The 17,893-nt window shown below is 65.5% G+C and carries 20 protein-coding genes; 7 read left to right on the top strand and 13 right to left on the bottom strand.

Going from position 1 to position 17,893, the window contains the following annotated elements; genetic code table 11:
• Positions 1-158: 158 nt before the first annotated feature.
• On the bottom strand, positions 159-1,409 hold the full coding sequence (locus ACN0X9_RS10275) for a S8 family serine peptidase (protein ID WP_417487506.1): 1,251 nt from the start codon (positions 1,407-1,409) through the stop codon (positions 159-161).
• Positions 1,410-1,485: 76 nt separating this feature from the next.
• On the opposite strand from ACN0X9_RS10275, the gene ACN0X9_RS10270 reads away from it, so the two are divergent.
• Together ACN0X9_RS10270 and ACN0X9_RS10265 are read left to right on the top strand one after the other, a co-directional pair.
• The gene (locus ACN0X9_RS10270) at positions 1,486-2,007 is read left to right on the top strand and encodes an RNA polymerase sigma factor (RefSeq protein ID WP_417487505.1); all 522 of its coding nucleotides are present in this window, start codon (positions 1,486-1,488) and stop codon (positions 2,005-2,007) included.
• Positions 2,000-2,743, top strand: a complete 744-nt coding sequence (locus ACN0X9_RS10265; protein ID WP_417487504.1) for an anti-sigma factor family protein — start codon at positions 2,000-2,002, stop codon at positions 2,741-2,743. The genes ACN0X9_RS10270 and ACN0X9_RS10265 overlap by 8 nt, the downstream gene beginning before the upstream one ends.
• Here ACN0X9_RS10265 and ACN0X9_RS10260 read toward each other — a convergent pair.
• From ACN0X9_RS10260 to ACN0X9_RS10245, 4 genes are read right to left on the bottom strand one after another with little or no spacing between them, the layout of a single operon-like run.
• On the bottom strand, positions 2,740-3,162 hold the full coding sequence (locus ACN0X9_RS10260; protein WP_291763846.1) for a DUF1178 family protein: 423 nt from the start codon (positions 3,160-3,162) through the stop codon (positions 2,740-2,742). The two genes, ACN0X9_RS10265 and ACN0X9_RS10260, sit on opposite strands and share 4 nt — an antisense overlap.
• A gap of 9 nt (positions 3,163-3,171) precedes the next feature.
• A complete protein-coding gene (locus tag ACN0X9_RS10255) occupies positions 3,172-3,990 on the bottom strand; it encodes a carbon-nitrogen hydrolase family protein (RefSeq protein ID WP_417487503.1) in 819 nt (272 codons plus the stop codon).
• Positions 3,991-3,995: 5 nt separating this feature from the next.
• Positions 3,996-4,253 carry a glutaredoxin 3 gene (gene grxC / locus ACN0X9_RS10250; protein ID WP_417487502.1) on the bottom strand — a complete coding sequence of 86 codons (258 nt, stop codon included), beginning with the start codon at positions 4,251-4,253 and terminating at the stop codon, positions 3,996-3,998.
• Between the two features lie 30 nt (positions 4,254-4,283).
• Positions 4,284-5,063, bottom strand: coding sequence for a ComF family protein (locus tag ACN0X9_RS10245; RefSeq protein WP_417487501.1), 780 nt, complete (start codon positions 5,061-5,063; stop codon positions 4,284-4,286).
• 41 nt (positions 5,064-5,104) lie between these two features.
• Between ACN0X9_RS10245 and ACN0X9_RS10240 the strand changes: the two genes are divergently transcribed.
• Positions 5,105-6,022 carry a methyltransferase domain-containing protein gene (locus tag ACN0X9_RS10240; protein WP_417487500.1) on the top strand — a complete coding sequence of 306 codons (918 nt, stop codon included), beginning with the start codon at positions 5,105-5,107 and terminating at the stop codon, positions 6,020-6,022.
• A 16-nt stretch (positions 6,023-6,038) separates the two neighbouring features.
• Here the strand turns inward: ACN0X9_RS10240 and ACN0X9_RS10235 are convergent, their stop codons facing one another.
• The 3 genes from ACN0X9_RS10235 to ACN0X9_RS10225 are packed head-to-tail and all read right to left on the bottom strand — an operon-like array spanning position 6,039 to position 7,593.
• A complete protein-coding gene (locus ACN0X9_RS10235) occupies positions 6,039-6,203 on the bottom strand; it encodes a Flp family type IVb pilin (RefSeq protein ID WP_417487499.1) in 165 nt (54 codons plus the stop codon).
• Positions 6,200-6,616 (bottom strand): 8-oxo-dGTP diphosphatase MutT, encoded by a 417-nt coding sequence (mutT, locus tag ACN0X9_RS10230; RefSeq protein ID WP_417487498.1) that lies wholly within the window; start codon positions 6,614-6,616, stop codon positions 6,200-6,202. The genes ACN0X9_RS10235 and mutT overlap by 4 nt, the downstream gene beginning before the upstream one ends.
• Before the next feature lie 50 nt (positions 6,617-6,666).
• A complete protein-coding gene (locus ACN0X9_RS10225) occupies positions 6,667-7,593 on the bottom strand; it encodes a peptidylprolyl isomerase (RefSeq protein WP_417487497.1) in 927 nt (308 codons plus the stop codon).
• Positions 7,594-7,799: 206 nt separating this feature from the next.
• Between ACN0X9_RS10225 and secA the strand changes: the two genes are divergently transcribed.
• Both secA and ACN0X9_RS10215 read left to right on the top strand, forming a co-directional pair.
• Positions 7,800-10,667 (top strand): preprotein translocase subunit SecA, encoded by a 2,868-nt coding sequence (gene secA / locus ACN0X9_RS10220; RefSeq protein WP_417487496.1) that lies wholly within the window; start codon positions 7,800-7,802, stop codon positions 10,665-10,667.
• 5 nt (positions 10,668-10,672) lie between these two features.
• A complete protein-coding gene (locus ACN0X9_RS10215; RefSeq protein WP_417487495.1) occupies positions 10,673-11,134 on the top strand; it encodes a GNAT family N-acetyltransferase in 462 nt (153 codons plus the stop codon).
• Here the strand turns inward: ACN0X9_RS10215 and ACN0X9_RS10210 are convergent.
• Entirely contained in the window at positions 11,131-12,036 is a 906-nt protein-coding gene (locus ACN0X9_RS10210) for a LysR family transcriptional regulator (protein WP_417487494.1), read from the bottom strand. The genes ACN0X9_RS10215 and ACN0X9_RS10210 overlap by 4 nt on opposite strands.
• Before the next feature lie 110 nt (positions 12,037-12,146).
• Here ACN0X9_RS10210 and ACN0X9_RS10205 point away from each other — a divergent pair, with 110 nt between their 5' ends.
• Together ACN0X9_RS10205 and ACN0X9_RS10200 are read left to right on the top strand one after the other, a co-directional pair.
• Positions 12,147-13,133 (top strand): cyclase family protein, encoded by a 987-nt coding sequence (locus tag ACN0X9_RS10205; RefSeq protein ID WP_417487493.1) that lies wholly within the window; start codon positions 12,147-12,149, stop codon positions 13,131-13,133.
• Positions 13,134-13,135: 2 nt separating this feature from the next.
• Entirely contained in the window at positions 13,136-14,017 is an 882-nt protein-coding gene (locus ACN0X9_RS10200; protein WP_417487492.1) for a DMT family transporter, read from the top strand.
• Here ACN0X9_RS10200 and ACN0X9_RS10195 read toward each other — a convergent pair.
• The 4 genes from ACN0X9_RS10195 to ACN0X9_RS10180 all read right to left on the bottom strand — a co-directional run bounded on the left by ACN0X9_RS10195 (position 14,014) and on the right by ACN0X9_RS10180 (position 17,792).
• Positions 14,014-14,985, bottom strand: a complete 972-nt coding sequence (locus ACN0X9_RS10195; protein WP_417487491.1) for an acetyl-CoA carboxylase carboxyltransferase subunit alpha — start codon at positions 14,983-14,985, stop codon at positions 14,014-14,016. The genes ACN0X9_RS10200 and ACN0X9_RS10195 overlap by 4 nt on opposite strands.
• A 92-nt stretch (positions 14,986-15,077) precedes the next feature.
• Complete coding sequence (locus tag ACN0X9_RS10190) at positions 15,078-16,043, bottom strand: site-specific tyrosine recombinase XerD (protein WP_417487490.1); 966 nt, start codon at positions 16,041-16,043, stop codon at positions 15,078-15,080.
• Positions 16,040-17,683, bottom strand: coding sequence for a hypothetical protein (locus ACN0X9_RS10185; protein WP_417487489.1), 1,644 nt, complete (start codon positions 17,681-17,683; stop codon positions 16,040-16,042). Before ACN0X9_RS10185 ends, ACN0X9_RS10190 begins: the two co-directional genes overlap by 4 nt.
• Complete coding sequence (locus tag ACN0X9_RS10180; protein WP_190273920.1) at positions 17,652-17,792, bottom strand: hypothetical protein; 141 nt, start codon at positions 17,790-17,792, stop codon at positions 17,652-17,654. Before ACN0X9_RS10180 ends, ACN0X9_RS10185 begins: the two co-directional genes overlap by 32 nt.
• Between the last annotated feature and the right edge of the window lie 101 nt (positions 17,793-17,893).

Here is a 17,893-nt window from a genome sequence, read left to right as displayed (position 1 = left end):
CCGCCCAGCTGCGCCTGGGCGCCGGCTGTGGCGATGATCAGAACCAGTGAGGAAACAGTGAGCGTTTTCATCGTTCTTCTCCCTTTCACGGCCCAAGCATTCTTGGGCTGTCAGGAAGAGAACGATCCGGCCTCCGGATTTATTCCATGCCGCTGCATTCAGTGCTGACCGGCCAGCGAATAGACAGCGTCACGGCTGACAATGCCCAGACCGAAAGTCGTGTCCCGGCCCCGCCTGCCGGCATCCTCGGCCCGAGTCTCAAGAGCGGCAACCAGACCGTCCACGGCCAGCGGATCCGGGCGTGCCAGGGCCGCAGCCAGCAGCGCCGCGACCTGCGGCGCCGCAAAGGAGGTACCGCGAACCTCGACGTCTCCGTCCGGCAGGCCGGCAACTTCGATATCGCGCCCCAGCGCGGCGAAATCGACATGCTCGCCGCGGCAGGCTTCGGGCAGGATGCGGCCGCGCCGATCGACCCCGGTCACCCCGATCACGCCCGGATAGGCGGCGGGATAGAGTGGATCGGCGGTCGGGCCGTCATTGCCGACGGCAGCGACGAGGATATGCCCGCGCGCTGTCAGCATGGCGCTGACACTGCGCAATAGGGCATTGTCCGGTCCGACCAGCGAGACATTGATCACGCCGACTTCGACCTCGGCCATCCATCCCAATGCCGCGACCAGCGCTTCGACGGACCCACCGGTCGGGCCGGCGCCATAAATGTCGGCGGAATAAAGCGTGCCGCCAGCCTCCCCAACCAGCAGGGAGGCCACGCCGGTCCCGTGGGCGGCCGGCAGATAGTCGTCATCATGGAAGGCTCGCGCTTCGATCTGTGCCGCGCGCAAGTGTGCATGGCCAGTGGCGACGCCGGTATCGATCAGGCCAACCCGCAAGTTCGCGACGCTGCCAGCTTGCGAGGTCGCGACAAGGCCGGCACTCGCCCGTCCCGACCGGGCGTAGACATGGTTGAAGTCAAAGGTGCCGGTCGGGTCAATCTCCCGCGCCAGGGCCAGGGCCCGGACGGTCGACAGACCCGACGGCACCTGAAGGACGTAGAGGCGAGCCGCCAGCCCGCCCAGCGGACGCTCTCTCAGGACCGTGAAACCGGCCGCCAGCAAGGGCGCCAGATCGGCATCATCGGCCTGCAGTGTGGTGATCTGGTCGCGCAGGATGACTGTCCGGTCCGGCCCTCGCTCGAGAACATCGCGATTTCGGCGCAGCAGTGTGTCGAGCGTGTCCCGACGCACCTCTTCCAGCTCGTCGATTGTCTGATCGAGCGGGTCGCGCAATGTATCCCGCAAGCGGTCGGTCACCGGCAGGCGCGGCACGTCGACCGGCAATTGCGCGGCAGCGGGCAGAGCCGCCGTCACCCAGACCGACAGGATCATCGCGATTTTCAACAAGGTGGACATCAACACTCCATCCGGCTTGCCCATCACTATAACGCATGGAAGAAAAGCTTTCTTCCAGACGTTGATGGTAGTGGGAATGGGCACGAGAACCACCCGGGTTGAAAACGAGATCATCGAATACCTGCCGCGGATGCGACGGTTCGCGCGCTCCCTGTCGCGCGACCAGGCGGATGCCGACGATCTCGTACAGCTGACCGTGGAACGTGCCCTGACCCGCCTGGATCAATGGCAGGCCGGCACGCGCCTGGACAGCTGGATGTACCGTATCATGAAGAATGCCTGGATCGACGAAACCCGCCGACGCCAACGCCAGGGCCGCCATCACGCGCCGCCGGAAGCGGGCGAGAATGTCGGCGCGGACGATCCGGATTTCGAAAAACGCATGCGCGCCATGGCGGTCGAACGGGCAATGGAGACCCTGCCCGACGACCAACGCCTGGCGGTCAGTCTCGTTCTGGTCGAAGGTCTGTCCTACAAGGAAGCCTCGAGCGTCATGGACGTGCCGATGGGCACACTGACCAGCCGTCTGGCCCGCGGCCGCAAGGCGATGGAAGCCCAACTCAACCCGTCCGCGATGGAGGGACAGTCCGATGATTGATGACGAAACCCTGATCGCCTTCATGGATGGCGAACTCGATGATGCCGGGATGGACCGGGTTGCCGCTGCCATCGATGCCGACCCTGCCCTCGCAGAACGTCTCGACGCCCTTCAGACGACCGACACGGCCATTCGCGATGCCTATCAGCCAGTCGCCGAGGAGGCGGTGCCGGATCATCTGCTCGACCTCGTCCGCTCACCCGAAGCGAGCGACAACGAGCCGACAGTCCTGCCCTTCCGGCGTCCGGCCCAAAAAGCGGCCACCCCACAACGTCCCGGCTGGATCAATTACGCGGCGATTGCCGCGAGCCTCGTACTGGGAGTGCTGATCGGCGGTCGGCTTGGTGGCGGTGAAGAAGGCCTGATGATTTTCGAAGGCGACCGCCCGATTGCCGGCGGCGTGCTGGCCGCGGCGCTGGAACACCAGGCGTCCGGTGAAACCGGTCCGGACGGGACCGCGATCCAGCTCAGCTTCCGCGCCACCGACGGGACCGCATGCCGCAGCTTCCTGCATGGCGAGACGACCGGTCTGGCCTGTCGTGAGAACGGGCAATGGGTGGTGCAGATGACCGCCCCGGCCGAGACCGCGAACGGATCGGTCATGCGCACGGCCTCGAGTGCCATGCCAACCAGTATTCTCGACGCCATCGACGCGCGGATCAGCGGCGACGCACTTGGCGCTGATGATGAAGCGCAACTGATCGCCGACGGCTGGAGCCGGAGCGACCGCGACTAGTTCGCTTTTTTCGGCGGTGTGGGTGCCAGCGCATCCGGCAGCGGGGTGACCGGCACGCCGTCATCACTCAGCGCCTTGGTCTCGTCAGCCGATGCCTCGCCATAGATCAGGCGCTTTGGCTTGTCGCCGTCATGGATGGCCCGCGCCTCGCTGGCAAAGTCCTCACCGACATAATCGTAATTCTTGCGGATATGGGCGCGCACTTTCGAGGCGATCTCTCCGAACTGATGCTCTGGACTGGCCTCGCGCTTGCGTGATGTGGCGACGGCCGGCGCGGCCAGCGCCTTGCGGATCCGGGTCGAGCCGCACTGCGGACATTCCACCAGACCGCGGGCGTTCTGGTCGTCAAAGCCTGCCGAATCCGAGAACCAGGCCTCGAAATCATGGTCATCATCGCACAGGAGGGCATAGCGGATCATGTCGACGTCTCAGAGCGGCCCGGTGAGGGTGCGATCATGCTCGAGGGCGGGAATACGGCGGCGGGCCTCGGCGACCTTGCGCAGGTCGAGGCTGGCGCGCAGCAGGCCGGGATTGTCATGGTCCAGCTCGGCGACGGTTTCGCCCCAGGGTCCGATGATGATCGAATGGCCCCAGGTCTTGCGTCCATCGGCATGCAGCCCGCCCTGGGCCGGGGCCAGCACGAAACTGCCGGTCTCGATGGCCCGGGCCCGCAGCAGCACGTCCCAATGGGCGCGACCGGTCGGCTTGGTGAACGCGGCCGGGACAGTCAGGATTTCGGCACCGGCCTGGGCCAGGCGGCGGTAGAGATAGGCGAAGCGCACATCATAGCAGATCGACAGGCCCAGCTTCGCGCCGTCGAGATCGTGCACAACGAGGCGGTCGCCGGCCTGATAATTATCGCTCTCCCGGTAGGTCTCGCCCTGACCCAGCCCGACATTGAACATGTGGGCCTTGTCATAGGTCGCCGCGATCTCGCCCGCCGGGGAAAAAAGGAAGCTGCGATTGGCGGCCAGGCGGTCACCGATGCGAACCGCCAGCGAGCCGATCAGCAGCCAGATGCCAAGCTCGGCGGCAAGGGCGGCGAAGGCCGGTATGGCCGGATCATCCTGCGGCGTGTGCATCACGGCAAAGGCCGCATCGGCATCCTTTTGCACCAGATGCGTCGTTTCCGGCGTCGCCACGAAGCTCGCCCCGTCTGCAGCAGCGGCGCGGATCAGCGCGCTGGCGGTGCCGCGGTTCTCCGCCGGGTCGATGCCCGAGCGCATCTGGACGAGGGCGACTTCCATACGGGTCAGGCCTGGAGCAGGGCGTCGAGCTTGTTGCTGCGCTCGAGCGCCATCAGCTCATCACAGCCGCCGACATGCATGTCGCCGATGAAGACCTGCGGGAAGGTGCGGCCACCATTGGACCGCTGGATCATTTCCTGTCGCTTGGACTGGTCGAACCCGGCATCGATCTCGGTATATTCAACCCCCTTCTGCTTCAGCAGGGACACGGCGCGGGCGCAATAGCCGCACATCGGTCGGGTGTAGATCGTAATGTCAGTCATGCACTCACTCCAGAAGTCACCGCGCACCATTCATACCGTCGGATCGGTTTCGCGGACTACCCGACACAATGCCACAACACGCACCGAGGCGGCACCGGCCCGTTTCAGCTGATATGCGCATGCCGACACCGTTGCGCCAGTGGTGATCACATCATCGACCAGAACAAGGTGTTTCCCGGTGACGGCTGTCCGATCCGGCACCGTGAAGGCGGCTGCAACATTGCGCCGCCGCAGGCGGGCCGTCCGCCCTGCCTGGCTGGGTGTGGCCCGTTGGCGCAGCAAGATGTCGGTCCACATAGGAACGCCGCTTTCGCGTGCCAGAACCCGGCCCAGCAGGGCCGACTGGTTATAGCGGCGCACGACCAGGCGCCGCCAGTGCAGCGGCACCGGGATGATGGCGTCTGCCCCGTCCAGACAGTCCTTGCCGGCACGGACCATCCAGCGACCGAACTGGTCGATCATCTCGCGTCGGCTGCCATGCTTGAAGCCGATCACCAGCGGACTGACGCGCTCGTCATAGGCCAAGGGCGCCCGGGCCCGGTCGAAGCGCGGCGGATTGGCGACGCAATTGGCACAGACCGCCAGAGACGCGCCACCGGACCCGGCCGGATAGGGAAAGGGCCAGCCGCACGTGTCACACCAGGGCGCATCGAGAAAGGTCAGCCTCGACCAGGCCTGCGGGGTCAGATGCCCTGCCCGATCAACAGTATCGCCGGCCAGGGGACAGACCGGTGGCCAGGCCAGATCGGCCAGGCGGCGACCGGCCTCGTTCAGTCCGGATACCAGCACACCCGCCATCTTTTCTGTCACCTCCCCTTTCCCTGTGCCGCCCTGGCGGGCATATCCGCCCCATGACGACCGCCGCTCCGCCCGCCCTGTTCGACCGCTCACTGCTGCGTCGCCGCCGCGACCGGATTGCGGGCATTCTGCCAGAACACAACTTCCTCGCGCAACGCGCTTTCGACGATATGGGCGACCGGATCGCCAGCATCATGCGCGATTTCGACCGCGCCGCGATCCTCGGCGGCGGCCCGGACCTGGCGACGGACGCGACGACTGAGCTGCTGGCCGGCAAGGTTGGCTGGTGGTGCCGGTCCGACCTGTCCCCATCTGTCGCCGCCACGCTGGACCGCCCGGCCCTGGCGCTGGACGAAGAGCAATTGCCCTTCGCCTCTGAAAGCCTCGATCTCGTGCTGGCGCCCTGGGGCCTGCACTGGAGCAATGACCTGCCGGGCGCACTGGTCCAGATCAATCACGCGCTCAAGCCGGACGGTTTCTTCGCCTGCGCCCTGCCGGGCGGCTCAACCCTGACCGAGCTGCGCCAATGCCTGATGGCGGCCGAGAGCGAGCTGACCGGCGGCGCGGCGGCGCGCGTGTCACCGCTGGCCGGCACGTTTGACATGGCGGCCTTGCTGCAGCGGGCCGGCTTCGCCATGCCGGTCGCCGATGTCGACCGCATCACCGTGCGCTACGACAATATCTTCGCATTGATGGCAGAGCTGCGCGGCATGGGCGAGACCTCGGTGTTGGCCGACCGCCCCCGCAACCCGGCGACACGTGCCCTCTTTATCCGCGCCGGCCAGATCTATGCCGAACGCTTTGCCGGCCCCGACGGCCGCATCCGCGCCACCTTCGAAATCATCCACGCCGCCGGCTGGGCCCCGCATCCAGATCAGCCCAAGCCGAAACGGCCGGGGTCGGCAACGCACAGGCTGGCGGACGCGTTGGGTGTGAAGGAAAGGTCGCTGGGTGAAAAGGCGGGGCGCTAGCCCCGACGTAGCCCGCCTAAAAAGGCGCGGCCGCGCTGTTCAGCATGTCGCTGACGGCCGGGCCGATCACGGTCAGGGCGGCGATGAAGATGATCGAGACGACCACGGCGATCAGCGAATACTCGATCGAGGTGGCACCGCGCTGGTCGCGGAGGAAGCGGGAGACAAGGGCGCGTATCAAAGGCGATCCCTCAGCTCGGCGGCCAGGGAGATGTCGGCGGCGGACATCTGGTAGTCGCGCAGACGCTCCTTGCGGACCCAGGCCAGTTCCTGGCCTTCATTGGGATGGGGGAAGCCGTCCCAGGTGCGGCACAGGAAGAGCGGCATGACGATGTGGAAATCGTCATAGGGGTGCGAAACGAAGGCAAACGGGTGCAGACACCGTTCGCACGGCTCGACACTCAGCTCTTCGCGCAATTCACGCACCACAGCCTGCTCCGGTGTCTCTCCCGGCTCGATCTTGCCGCCCGGGAACTCCCAAAGCCCCGCCATGGCCTTCCCTTCAGGCCGCTTGGCGATAAGGATGCGACCATCGGCATCCAGCAAGGCACAGGCGGCGACAAAGAGCACCGGTTTGGGGCTACGAGCGATCATGGTCCCACATCTCCCTTAAGGACGGGTGCAGAAAGACGGTTAATGCCCAACTACCGGGGTTGGTCCGGATCCGGACTGTCGTCATCCCCGACAGCCACCCCGCCTTCTTCGCCACGCTCGGGCGTCGGCGCAAGCAAAGGCGTCAGATCGGGCCGCTCGATTTCAGCCTCTTCACGAAGCCCTTCGATCAGGGCTTCCAACTGGTCGAACGTATAGAAGCGGGCAATGTTCGGACGCAGCGCCTCGAGCGAAGGCGGCGGCTGGCGACGGCGGTCCACGACGGTCAGGACATGCCATCCGAACTCGGTGCGGAAAGGTTGTGAGACCTCGCCTCGCGGGGTGGCAAAAGCGACAGCTCCGAACGCCGGCAGGATGCCTTCCCGGGAAAAATAGCCCAGATCGCCGCCCTCCAGACGCGTCGCCTGGTCTTCACTCATCGCGACCGCGAGCTCGGCAAAGTCGCGCCCCTGGTCGATCAACGCCTTGATGGCGATGGCCTCCTCCTCGGTCTGCACCAGGATGTGCCGCGCCCGCACTTCCTCGCCGAGCGGGATCAGGCGGATCTGCTCGTCATAGATGCGCCGGATGGTTTCCTCGGTCACCGCATCGGCGATCGCCGTCTCGACCAGGACATTGCCAAGGATGCGCTCTTCCGCCAGCGCCAGGCGGCGGCGCGCTTCTTCGGACTGGTGCAATCCGCGCCGGCGGGCTTCAAGCGCCAGCAGTCTCTGATCGATCAACTCCTCCAGAACACGATCAAATTCCGGGCTGCCCATAGCCGGTGCCGGCACAGTGTCCTCGCCGTGCTGGGCCTGAGCCTCGCGCTCGACATCCGAGCGCCGGATCATCGTCCCTTCGACCCGAGCGACCACCGGATCAAGCTCATCCAGGGACAGGACCGGCTGCCCGGATTCGAAATCATCGGCGGTCCGTCGCGGCTCGGGGCCACAAGCTGTGCCAGTTACAGTCAGCAGCAAAATGCAAAAGACCCTGAAAACAGACACCTATAGCGCCTCATCTGTTAAAGGAGCGGGCTTGATCCGCCGCGCCGCTTGATTGACAGTTACACCCCTCATCCTTAAGTCACCCTGACGTTTCAAAGCAATGCTGTCGTCCCCGGCGAACGGAACGAATCTCGGGCGCCGGACACCAGCTGCCCTGTAGTTCGCAAAGCCTGATCCAGATGCTCTCCATTGCCCGCAAGATCTTCGGAACCGAGAACGACCGCAAAATCCGCCGCCTGCGGCCGATGGTCGAGAAAATCAACGCGCTCGAGCCCGACTTCGAGGCCTTGTCCGACGACGCGCTGAAGGCCAAGACAGCCGAGTTCCGCGAACGCCTCGACAAGGGCGAGAAACTGGACGCGCTGATGCCCGAGGCCTTCGCCGCCGTCCGCGAAGCCGCCAAGCGCGCGCTGGGGCTGCGCCCCTATGACGTCCAGCTGATGGGCGGCATGGTGCTGCACGAAGGCTCGATCGCCGAGATGAAGACCGGTGAGGGCAAGACGCTGGTCGCCACCCTGCCCTGCTATCTCAACGCCCTGCCGGCCAAGGGCGTGCACGTCGTCACGGTGAACGACTATCTCGCCACCCGCGACAGCGAGTGGATGGGCCGCGTGTTCGCACAGCTGGGTCTGACCACCGGCGTCGTCGCCCACGGCATGACCGATCCGGAACGCCGCGAGGCCTATGCCTGCGACATCACCTACGCGACCAATAACGAGCTTGGCTTCGACTATCTGCGCGACAACATGAAGTACTCGACCGAGGAGATGGTGCAGCGCGGCCACGGCTTCGCCATCGTCGATGAGGTCGACTCGATCCTGATCGATGAGGCGCGCACGCCGCTGATCATCTCGGGTCGCACCGAGGACCGGACCGAATTCTACAAGACGATCAACACGCTGATCCCGCTTCTGGGCGAGGAATGCTACGAGATCGACGAGAAGGCCCGGACGATCCTGCTCACCGAAGAGGGCAATGAGCAGATCGAAGCCCTGCTGCAGGAACGCGAATTGCTCAAAGAGGGTGACCTCTATGACGTCGAGAACATCTCGGTCGTCCACCACGTCAACCAGGCCCTCAAGGCGCACAAGATTTTCGTCCGCGACAAGGACTACATCATCAAGGACAACGCCGTTGTCCTGATCGACGAGTTCACTGGCCGGATGATGCCGGGCCGCCGCCTGTCCGATGGCCTGCACCAGGCGATCGAGGCCAAGGAAGGCACCGACATCCAGCCGGAAAACCAGACGCTGGCCTCGGTCACCTTCCAGAATTATTTCCGTCTCTATGACAAGCTGGCCGGCATGACCGGCACGGCCTTGACCGAGGCTGACGAATTCTTCGACATCTACAAGCTGGCGGTGATGGAAATCCCGACCAACAAGCCGATCGCCCGGATCGACGAGGAAGACGAAGTCTATCGCACCCTGGAAGAAAAATACGCCGCCATCATCGACGAGATCGTCGACTGCCAGCAGCGCGGCCAGCCGGTTCTGGTCGGCACGGCCTCGATCGAAAAATCGGAAATCATCGACCGGCTGATGAGCGACAAGGCCCTGTTCAAGAAGATGCTGGGCCATCTCTATCCCAAGGACGAGTCCGCCAAGGCCGAGTTCGAGAAATCGGCCCGCCCGGTCGAGCGCACCCTGCCGGAAATGCTCAAGCTGATCCCGATTGAGCACCAGGTGCTCAATGCGCGCTATCACGAGCAGGAAGCCTTCATCGTCGCCGAGGCCGGCGTGCCGGGCGCGGTGACGATCGCCACCAACATGGCCGGCCGCGGTACCGACATCCAGCTGGGCGGCAATGCCGACATGCGTCTGGATGCCTGGAAGGCCGAGCAGGAAGCCGCCGGCAATACACCGACCCAGACGGAGATCGACCGTCAGGCCGACGCCATCAAGTCGGAAATCGCCGAGAAGAAGAAACACGCGCTCGACGCCGGCGGCCTCTACGTGCTCGCCACCGAGCGCCATGAAAGCCGCCGCATCGACAATCAGCTGCGAGGCCGGACCGGTCGCCAGGGCGATCCGGGCCGCTCGAAATTCTTCATCTCGGTACAGGACGACCTGCTGCGCATTTTCGCCCCGGAGCGCCTCGACACCATCATGCGCACACTGGGCATGAAGGAAGGCGAAGCGATCCAGCACCCGTGGATGTCCAAGGCGCTGGAAACCTCGCAGCGCAAGGTCGAGCAACGCAATTTCGACATCCGCAAGAACGTCCTCAAATACGATGACGTGATGAACGACCAGCGCAAGGCGGTGTTCGAACAGCGCATCGACTTCATGGTCTCCGACGACGTCGCCGACGTCATCAAGGACATGCGCCAGTCGACCGCCGAAGACCTCGTCACGGCCCACATCCCGCCGAAAGCCTATGCCGACCAGTGGGACATCACCGGCCTCAAGGAAGCCCTGCAGGAGACCTTCGGTCTCAACCTGCCGGTCGAGGCCTGGGCCGACGAAGAAGGCATTGCCGACGAGGAAATCCTCGAACGGGTGTCCGAAGCCGCCGACAAGGCCTATGCCGAAAAAGCTGCCAATGCCGGTCCCGAACTGATGCGCCGGATCGAGAAATCGATCCTGCTGCAGGCCATCGACATCAATTGGCGCGAGCACCTGCAAAATCTCGACGCCATGCGCTCGATGATCGGTCTGCGCTCCTACGCCCAGCGCAACCCGCTGAACGAGTTCAAGACCGAAGCCTTCAACCTGTTCGAGCGGATGATGGACAATCTGCGCGGCGAAGTGACCAAGCAGCTGATGCTGATCCGCTTCGAGCGCGCCCCGGCGCCGCCCAAGGAGCCGGAAGGCCTGACCGCAACCCATATCGATCCGCGTACCGGCCGCAACGAAATGGCCGATCCGGGCGATGGTCCGGTCGCCCCGCGCGTCGCGCCGACCCAGCGCCGGGTCTCGACACCGGCCCATCCGAACAAGCCGGAAACCTGGGGCCGCGTCGCTCGCAACGCCCCCTGCCCGTGCGGTTCCGGCAAGAAGTACAAGCAGTGCCACGGCGCCATCGACAGCGCTCCGACAACCTGATCACGATGAGTGAGGTCTCCCTTCGCCCTGCCCGATCGGGCGAAGAAGACGCGCTGTCTGAGCTGTGCCTGAAATCAAAGGCGCACTGGGGCTATGACGAGGTCTTCATGGCCGAGGTCGCGCCCTATCTGAAAGTCACCACCGAAGCGATCGAGGCCGGGCTGACGACCGTCGCCGAGCTTGATGACGGCACGATGCTCGGCGTTTGCCAGATCGATCCGGGCGGCCATCACGGCACCCTGGACCTCCTCTTCATCACCCCCGAAGCCATCGGCAAGGGTGTCGGCCGCGACCTGTTCGAGGACGCCAAGGCCAAGCTCAAGGCGCGCGGCGAGACGGTGATGACCATTCTCTCCGACCCCTATGCAGAGCAGGCCTATATCCACATGGGCGCCCGCCGCGTCGCCATGCGCCCCAGCGATGTCTTCAAGGGGCGGGAGCTGCCCTGGCTGGAAGTGGTGCTCTAGTCACGCGCCAGCGGCCGTTGACGGTAGGACTCGACCAGAAAATCGATCAGCGCCCGCACCCGCGCCGAATGCTCGCGATGATCGGGGTATAGCAAGTGCAGGTCACGCGGATCGCTGGTCCACCCGGGCAGCACCCGGACCAGTCGGCCCTCGGCGATCGCCTGCTGCGCCAGGAAAGCCGGTACCAGCCCGATGCCCTGGCCGCGGATCAGGGCTGAGACGATGGCGATGGAATTGCTGATCCGCATCGGCCCGTCGATCGCCACCTCGACCGTCTGCCCGTCACAACTGAACAGCCATTTCCCGGGGGTCGCATTGTGGCTGTAGGCCAGACAATCGAGCGCCTCAAGCTGAGCGGGTTCGGTGATCGCGGCGCAAGTTTCGAGATAGGCCGGTGAGGCCAGCAGCCAGCGATCCATTCCCGTCAGCCAGCGCCCCCGCAGGCTGGAATCCTTCATCGGACCGGTACCGCGAATGGCCAGATCCAGCCCGTGCTCGACCAGGTCGACCTGCCGGTCATCCAAAACAACATCCAGCGTGATTTCGGCATTCTGCTCGCGAAAATCGACCAGGCGGTCGGTCAGGTCCGCCAGCCCGAGCGACATCGGAGCCGTCATCCGGATCAGACCATGCGGTCGGGCTCCCGCCGCGCCGGCCTGGTCATCGGCTTCGCTGAGCGTGTCGAGAATATGAACCGCGTGCCGGTAATAGTCGCGTCCGGCATCGGTCAGGCTCAAGCGCCGCGTGGTCCTTACCAGCAGGGCAACGCCAAGCCGGGCCTCAAGCTGGCTGACATGTTTGGAGACCGACGCATTTGACAGGTTGAGGTCACGCGCCGCGGCCGCGAAGCCCTCCAACTCGACGACGCGACGAAAGGTATTCAGGGCCTGAAAGCGATCCACCGTGCACTCCTGCGAAACATTGCAGTGAGAATTATGTCGATTATCCCAAGTCCAGCAAAGCCATATCTCTTCCGGCATCGCGGCCTGACCGCCAATTACCGGAGGTTTCCATGTCCAGATCCCTGCTCTCTCTAAGCCTCGCAGCATCAGCCTTGCTCGGCGTCCTCGCCATCTCGACGGCCTACGCCCAGGATGTCGGCCGCAGCCCCTGGGGGCCGCAAGACGAGATCGGCCGTCTCAACCTGATGACGGCGTCCAGCCAGGCGGACATCCTGTCGCGCATCGCACCGGGCGGCCCTTATGACCTGTCCGTCGAATACTTCATCGGCATGCCCAGCTGGCAGGCCGCCGGCGACCCGCACTACCGGATGTGGATGACCCACACGCCGCGTGGCACCCGGATCGACGATCCGGTCGGTGTCGGTCGCGAGGTCAATGCCCATGTCAGCTATTCCGGCTCGGCCTTCAGCATGTACGCCCATACCGGCACGCATATCGACGCGCTCAGCCATTTCGGTCTGGATGGACGCATCTGGAACGGGTTCAGTGCCGACGCGCATCTCGGCGATCGCGGCTGGCAGCATGCCGATGCCGGCGCCTTGCCGCCGATCATTGCCCGCGGCCTGCTGGTCGACCTGCCGGCCCTGTTCGGGATCGACATGCTCGAGCCGGGCTATCGGGTCAGTGCAGAGGACATCGACGCCGCCCTGGCCCGCCAGGGGCTGGCGATCGAGCCCGGCGATGTCGTCCTGATCCGTACCGGACGCATGCAGCTCTATCACCAGGCCGACGCCTACATGGACAATGCCCCGGGCCTGGGCATGGAGGCAGCCCGACACCTGGCAGAGGCAGGCGCGATGATTGTCGGCGCCGATAATCTGAGTTTTGAGGCCTTCCCGTCGGAAGTGGATGGCAATTACGTGCCGGTCCACACCTTCCTGCTGGCCCAATCCGGCATCCCGATCCTGGAACTGGTCGACCTCGAGGCGTTGGCCCGCGACGGCGTGCACGAGTTCGCCTTCATCGCCGCCTCGCTGCGTCTGCGCGGCGCCGATGCCGCCCCGTTGCGGCCGATTGCCCTGCCGGTGGGGGACTGACCATGCCGCGCTGGTCCGACATCGCGCTCACAGCACTGGCCCCGGCGGTCTGGGGGTGTTCCTACCTCGCCATCACCCTGGCCCTGCCGGAAGGCCATGCGCTCGGCATTGCCTGCCTGCGGGCCCTGCCTGCCGGGCTGCTGCTCTTGTTGATCGTGCGGCAACTGCCCAAACGCCCCTGGCTGGGCAAACTTCTGGTCCTGGGCGGGCTGAATTTCACCCTGTTCTGGAGCCTGCTGAATATTGCCGCCTACCGCCTGCCCGGCGGGGTCGCGGCGACCGTCGGCGCCATCCAGCCGCTGATCGTCATCGCCCTGGCCCGGCTCGCGCTTTCGACCCCGATCGGACCGCGGCAGGTCCTGGCTGGTTTTGCCGGACTGGCAGGCGTCGCTCTGCTGGTGATCACGGGCGATGCTGAAATGGACATGATCGGGGTGCTGGCCGGTCTTGGCGGCGCGCTGGCCATGGCGGCCGGCAGCGTGCTGACCCGGCGCTGGCAATTCCCCGTCTCGGCCCTCACCCTTACGGCCTGGCAGCTGACTGCCGGCGGTGTGATGCTGGTCCCGCTGGCCTTCCTCGTGGATGGCGGCCTGCCGCCCCTCAATCCGCTGACACTGACCGGCCTGGCCTGGCTGGCCATTCCGGGAGCGGCGCTGACTTACTGGATCTGGTTTCGCGGACTGGCCGTTATCGGCCCGTCACGCGCCACCCTGCTGGGCTTTCTCAGTCCGATGACGGCGGTCTGTCTGGGGTGGATCGTGCTCGGGCAGAGCCTGTCAGCCAGCCAGATCGCCGGCATTGCCGTAGTCATGGCCAGCCTGTGGCTGAGCCAGACCTCGGCGGCGGGTTCACAACCCGGGCCGGTCGCCGACCAACGTGCCTAAGCCCCGGGAAGCGTCCGCCCGATCGCGAGGAAGCGCTCCCGGCGTTGCTGGCGCAGGGCCTTGGCGTCCATCTGTTCCAGCTCGCCGAGATGTTTTTCGATGGCGTTGCCGACCGTGGTCATGGTCGCGGCGGCGTGGCGATGGGCACCGCCGATCGGTTCAGGAATGACCTGGTCGACGATCTTCATGGCCAGCAGGTCCGGCGCGGTCACCTTCATGGCCACGGCGGCATCCTTGGCCCGGGCCGAATCCTTCCACAGGATCGAGGCGCAGCCTTCCGGCGAGATCACTGAATAGATCGAGTGTTCCAGCATCATCACGACATTGGCGCTGGCCAGGGCCACGGCGCCGCCGGACCCGCCTTCGCCGGTAATGGTGGAAATCAGCGGCGTACCCAGCGTCAGGCAGCGCTCGGTCGAGCGGGCGATGGCTTCGGACTGGCCGCGCTCTTCCGCGCCGAGGCCGGGATAAGCGCCTGCGGTATCGACGAAGGTCAGCACCGGCAGGTTGAATTTCTCGGCCAGGTCCATCAGGCGGATCGCCTTGCGATAGCCTTCCGGACGCGCCATGCCGAAATTGTGCTTGATGCGGGTCTCGGTGTCGTGGCCTTTCTCATGGCCGATCACGACCACCGAGCGACCCCGGAAACGGCCCAGACCGCCAACGATGGCTGCGTCTTCGGAGAAACGGCGATCGCCGCACATTTCCTCGAAATCCTCGATCAGCGCCTTGCGGTAATCACGAAAATGCGGTCGCTCGGGATGCCGGGCGACCAGCGTCTTGCGCCAGGGATCGAGCTTGGAATAGAGCGCGGCGAGTTGCTCGGCCGCCTTCTGGCGCAAGCGCGCAGTCTCTTCCGCCATGTCCGGAGAGTCTTCACCCGCAAGGGATTCGAGCTCTTCGATCTTGGCTTCCAATTCGGCCAGCGGCCGTTCGAAATCGAGATAGGTACGTGTGGGGTCGGACATGCCCTGCCAACGCCTGTGAACACCAAAGTGGGGGGCAACCTAACCACCCGGTCCCGGCGCCACAAGCCTCAAAAACCGTGCTTACGCATACGTCAATCGGGCGGATCGTCATCCGCGCGGCGCGCGAGCGGGTGAGCGGACTGAACGAGAGATTTCAGTCTCTCGTCAAGGACATGGGTATAGATCTGGGTCGTGGAAACATCGGCATGCCCCAACAGGATCTGCACGCTGCGAAGATCCGCACCGCGCGCCAGCAGGTGCGTGGCGAAGGCATGGCGCAGGACATGGGGCGAGACTTTGGCCGGATCGAGACCGGCTGCCAGGGTCAGGTCCGAGAGGATTTGCGCAAAACGTTCCCGGGTCAGATGGCCCGCCTTGGCGGTGCGCGACGGGAACAGGAAGCGCGCGGCCCTGCCCGCTTTCGCCTTGTCGGCCGGCAGGTGGGTCTCCCGGACCGCCTTGTAGTCGGCGACGGCCTCGAGCGCTGCCTCGGTCAGCGGGACCAGCCGTTCGCGGCCGCCCTTGCCGGTTATCTGGATACAACGCTCGGCCCGGACAAAAGCGCCCAGCGGCAGCGAGACCAGCTCGGTCACCCGCAAACCTCCCGCATAAAGGAGCTCCATCAGGGCCCGCGTTCGCAGGCCGGCAGCGCCGGGCAGTGCGGCGGCGGCGTCGAACAGCCGGTCGACATCGGCCTCGGTCAGGATCTTCGGCAGCGAACGGCCCTGCTTGGGCGCCCGCAAGGGCGTGGCCGGATTGTCCTCGCGCACACCATCAGACAGCAGAAAGCGGTAGAAGCGCTTGATCGCCGACAGGCGCCGGGCTGCGGTCGAAGCGGCCAGGCCATCGGCGGCCATGCTCGCGAGAACGCCTTCAAGATCGGGCGTGGATGCGGTTTCCAGGCTATGGCCGGACAGGCGAACGGCGACGTCAGACAGGTCACGGCGATAGGCATCCAGAGTATTGGGGGACGCGCCGCGCTCGGCGGCCATCATGTCGAGAAACAGCTCGATCAGGATGCCATTGGCATGGCCGGCACCGGACGGCGCTTGGCTCACCGCGACCTCGTGATCACACGCTCCAGCACCAGCGCCAGCGCATTGTCGCGCAGGCCGGCCGCGTCCAGGCCCGCGATGGACCGGCTGAACACCACAGGGTCCGCCGAAGTCTCCGGGCGATTGAGCAGGCTGACAGCCAGCAGCGCCGTTTCGGCCCGGGCACCGGAGCGCATCGCCATTTCCATCACCGGCCATTCCGGCGCGGTGGCAACCGCTTCCCGGCCGAGCACCGCCAGCCGGGCGTTCTGCGGCAGAACGGCACCGAGCTCTGCCAGCGCCAATTGCTCACCGAGCGCCGCCTCACCCTGGCTCTCGATCCATGCCGCGAACACGGCATCGAAATTCCCGCCCGACAGGGCATCGCGCGCGATGGCCAGCGACAGGTCGAGCGTGACCATGCGCTGCGGTGATGGCGGAACCCATTCGGGCTGCACGGCATCGACCGGTGTCCCGTCGGCGTAGACGAGTTGACCGTCAGCGGTCTCGACGATCGGTTGCCCGGCCAGCGCCGCCGGTGAAATCCGACGGGGTGGACCATCCAGCAGGGCGTTGCGCCAACGGGCCGCGGCCCGCAAATCGCCAACGATCATCGACGCCAGGGCAATGTCATAGCCATGCGCAAGCGTCGCTTCGGTCACCGGCAGGGATTCAACCTCGGTGCCGTGATGGCGGGCCACATGGATGAAGCGTGCAGCACTGCCCGTATCGGCCAGCAGGTGACCCAGCGCCAAGGCGGCCACTTCCCGGTCCTCACCATTAGCCAGAACATCTTCAAGGGCATGATGCCGCTCGCGACCCGTCAACTCCAGCGCGGCGTCAAGCGCGGCGGCCGTATCGGCGATACGGGGCGTCTCGAAGGGCGGACGGTGGCCGAGCGCGATCAGCCAGGCTGGCGCCGTGTCTGCGATCGGTGGCATGTCGGCTTCCGGATCGAGCAGGGCCTGCGCCATCGCCAGGTCGAGACCGCTGTCAGCCGGCCCGACCGTATCGGCGACCGGTGTCGCCAGGGTGTAGGCGAACAGGCGGGCGTCGAAATCCTCGTCTTCGGACTGGGACCGGGCCAGCTCGGCGGTGAGCTCGGCCGCGGCGCCCTGCCCTTCCAGGGCCAGACAGAAAGCGCGGCGACGCAGCCATTCCGGCGCGTCGCGGTTTTCGATCAGGGCATTGGCGGTCTGGCAGGCGCGTTCGCTCTGGCCAGTGGCAAAGCCCAGCTCGGCATGCCAGCGGGCCAACTCCGGTTGGCGGTTCACATTCGGCGTGCGCTCCAGCAGATCAAAGGCGTCATAGGCGCCGCCCGCTGCCAGCAGCCGGTCGAGCCGCAGCACCGCCAGCCTGGCGTCGCCGCGTCCACCGGCCGGCGGCTGTCCGCCGGACAACAGGATAAGACGGGCGGTATCGCCGAGCGCCTCACTGGCATAACCGCCATCGCCGGTGCCGGGCAGGCGCATCAGCGCGGCTTCGGCCATGTCGCGTCCGGTCCCGGTCCACTGCCGCTCGCCAAGTCCGCGAGAGGTCAGGGAAACCTCGAGCGGATCGAGCGCGTCAAGGCGTTCGACCTCGATCGGGTTTTGGGCTGTGGCGGCTCCGCCCAGCAGCGCAGCCAGCAGGCTAGCGCGGGAAATCGTCTTCCAGCTCGACACGCACATTCTCCCGGGTCGGTTCAAGGCCGTTGGCGATCATGACCAGCGTGCCGAATCCGATCGCGACGAGACCGGCGATAACCGCCACACCCACCAGAAAACCACGCATGAATCCGACTCCTCAATCCCTCGAAAACCCGCCACACAGCTGCGGGTCAGTCAGTATCCGACCCTAACCCTGATTGCGGCGATTTCCAGACCGTTTATACC

The sequence above is a fragment of the Maricaulis sp. genome (assembly GCF_048268525.1).
Taxonomy (GTDB): Bacteria; Pseudomonadota; Alphaproteobacteria; order Caulobacterales; family Maricaulaceae; genus Maricaulis.
This window is presented reverse-complemented; position numbering and strand designations above follow the sequence as displayed.

What these genes read in the sequence shown, in the direction of transcription:
- ACN0X9_RS10255 (WP_417487503.1), bottom strand. Translation starts at nt 3,990, where the DNA reads ATGGAAGTCGCCCTCGTCCAGATGCGCTCGGGCATCGACCCGGCGGAG.
- ACN0X9_RS10260 (WP_291763846.1), bottom strand. Translation starts at nt 3,162, where the DNA reads ATGATCCGCTATGCCCTCCTGTGCGATGATGACCATGATTTCGAGGCC.
- secA (WP_417487496.1), top strand. Translation starts at nt 7,800, where the DNA reads ATGCTCTCCATTGCCCGCAAGATCTTCGGAACCGAGAACGACCGCAAA.
- ACN0X9_RS10265 (WP_417487504.1), top strand. Translation starts at nt 2,000, where the DNA reads ATGATTGATGACGAAACCCTGATCGCCTTCATGGATGGCGAACTCGAT.
- mutT (WP_417487498.1), bottom strand. Translation starts at nt 6,616, where the DNA reads ATGATCGCTCGTAGCCCCAAACCGGTGCTCTTTGTCGCCGCCTGTGCC.
- ACN0X9_RS10215 (WP_417487495.1), top strand. Translation starts at nt 10,673, where the DNA reads ATGAGTGAGGTCTCCCTTCGCCCTGCCCGATCGGGCGAAGAAGACGCG.
- ACN0X9_RS10240 (WP_417487500.1), top strand. Translation starts at nt 5,105, where the DNA reads ATGACGACCGCCGCTCCGCCCGCCCTGTTCGACCGCTCACTGCTGCGT.
- grxC (WP_417487502.1), bottom strand. Translation starts at nt 4,253, where the DNA reads ATGACTGACATTACGATCTACACCCGACCGATGTGCGGCTATTGCGCC.
- ACN0X9_RS10200 (WP_417487492.1), top strand. Translation starts at nt 13,136, where the DNA reads ATGCCGCGCTGGTCCGACATCGCGCTCACAGCACTGGCCCCGGCGGTC.
- ACN0X9_RS10275 (WP_417487506.1), bottom strand. Translation starts at nt 1,409, where the DNA reads ATGTCCACCTTGTTGAAAATCGCGATGATCCTGTCGGTCTGGGTGACG.
- ACN0X9_RS10205 (WP_417487493.1), top strand. Translation starts at nt 12,147, where the DNA reads ATGTCCAGATCCCTGCTCTCTCTAAGCCTCGCAGCATCAGCCTTGCTC.
- ACN0X9_RS10270 (WP_417487505.1), top strand. Translation starts at nt 1,486, where the DNA reads ATGGGCACGAGAACCACCCGGGTTGAAAACGAGATCATCGAATACCTG.
- ACN0X9_RS10195 (WP_417487491.1), bottom strand. Translation starts at nt 14,985, where the DNA reads ATGTCCGACCCCACACGTACCTATCTCGATTTCGAACGGCCGCTGGCC.
- ACN0X9_RS10180 (WP_190273920.1), bottom strand. Translation starts at nt 17,792, where the DNA reads ATGCGTGGTTTTCTGGTGGGTGTGGCGGTTATCGCCGGTCTCGTCGCG.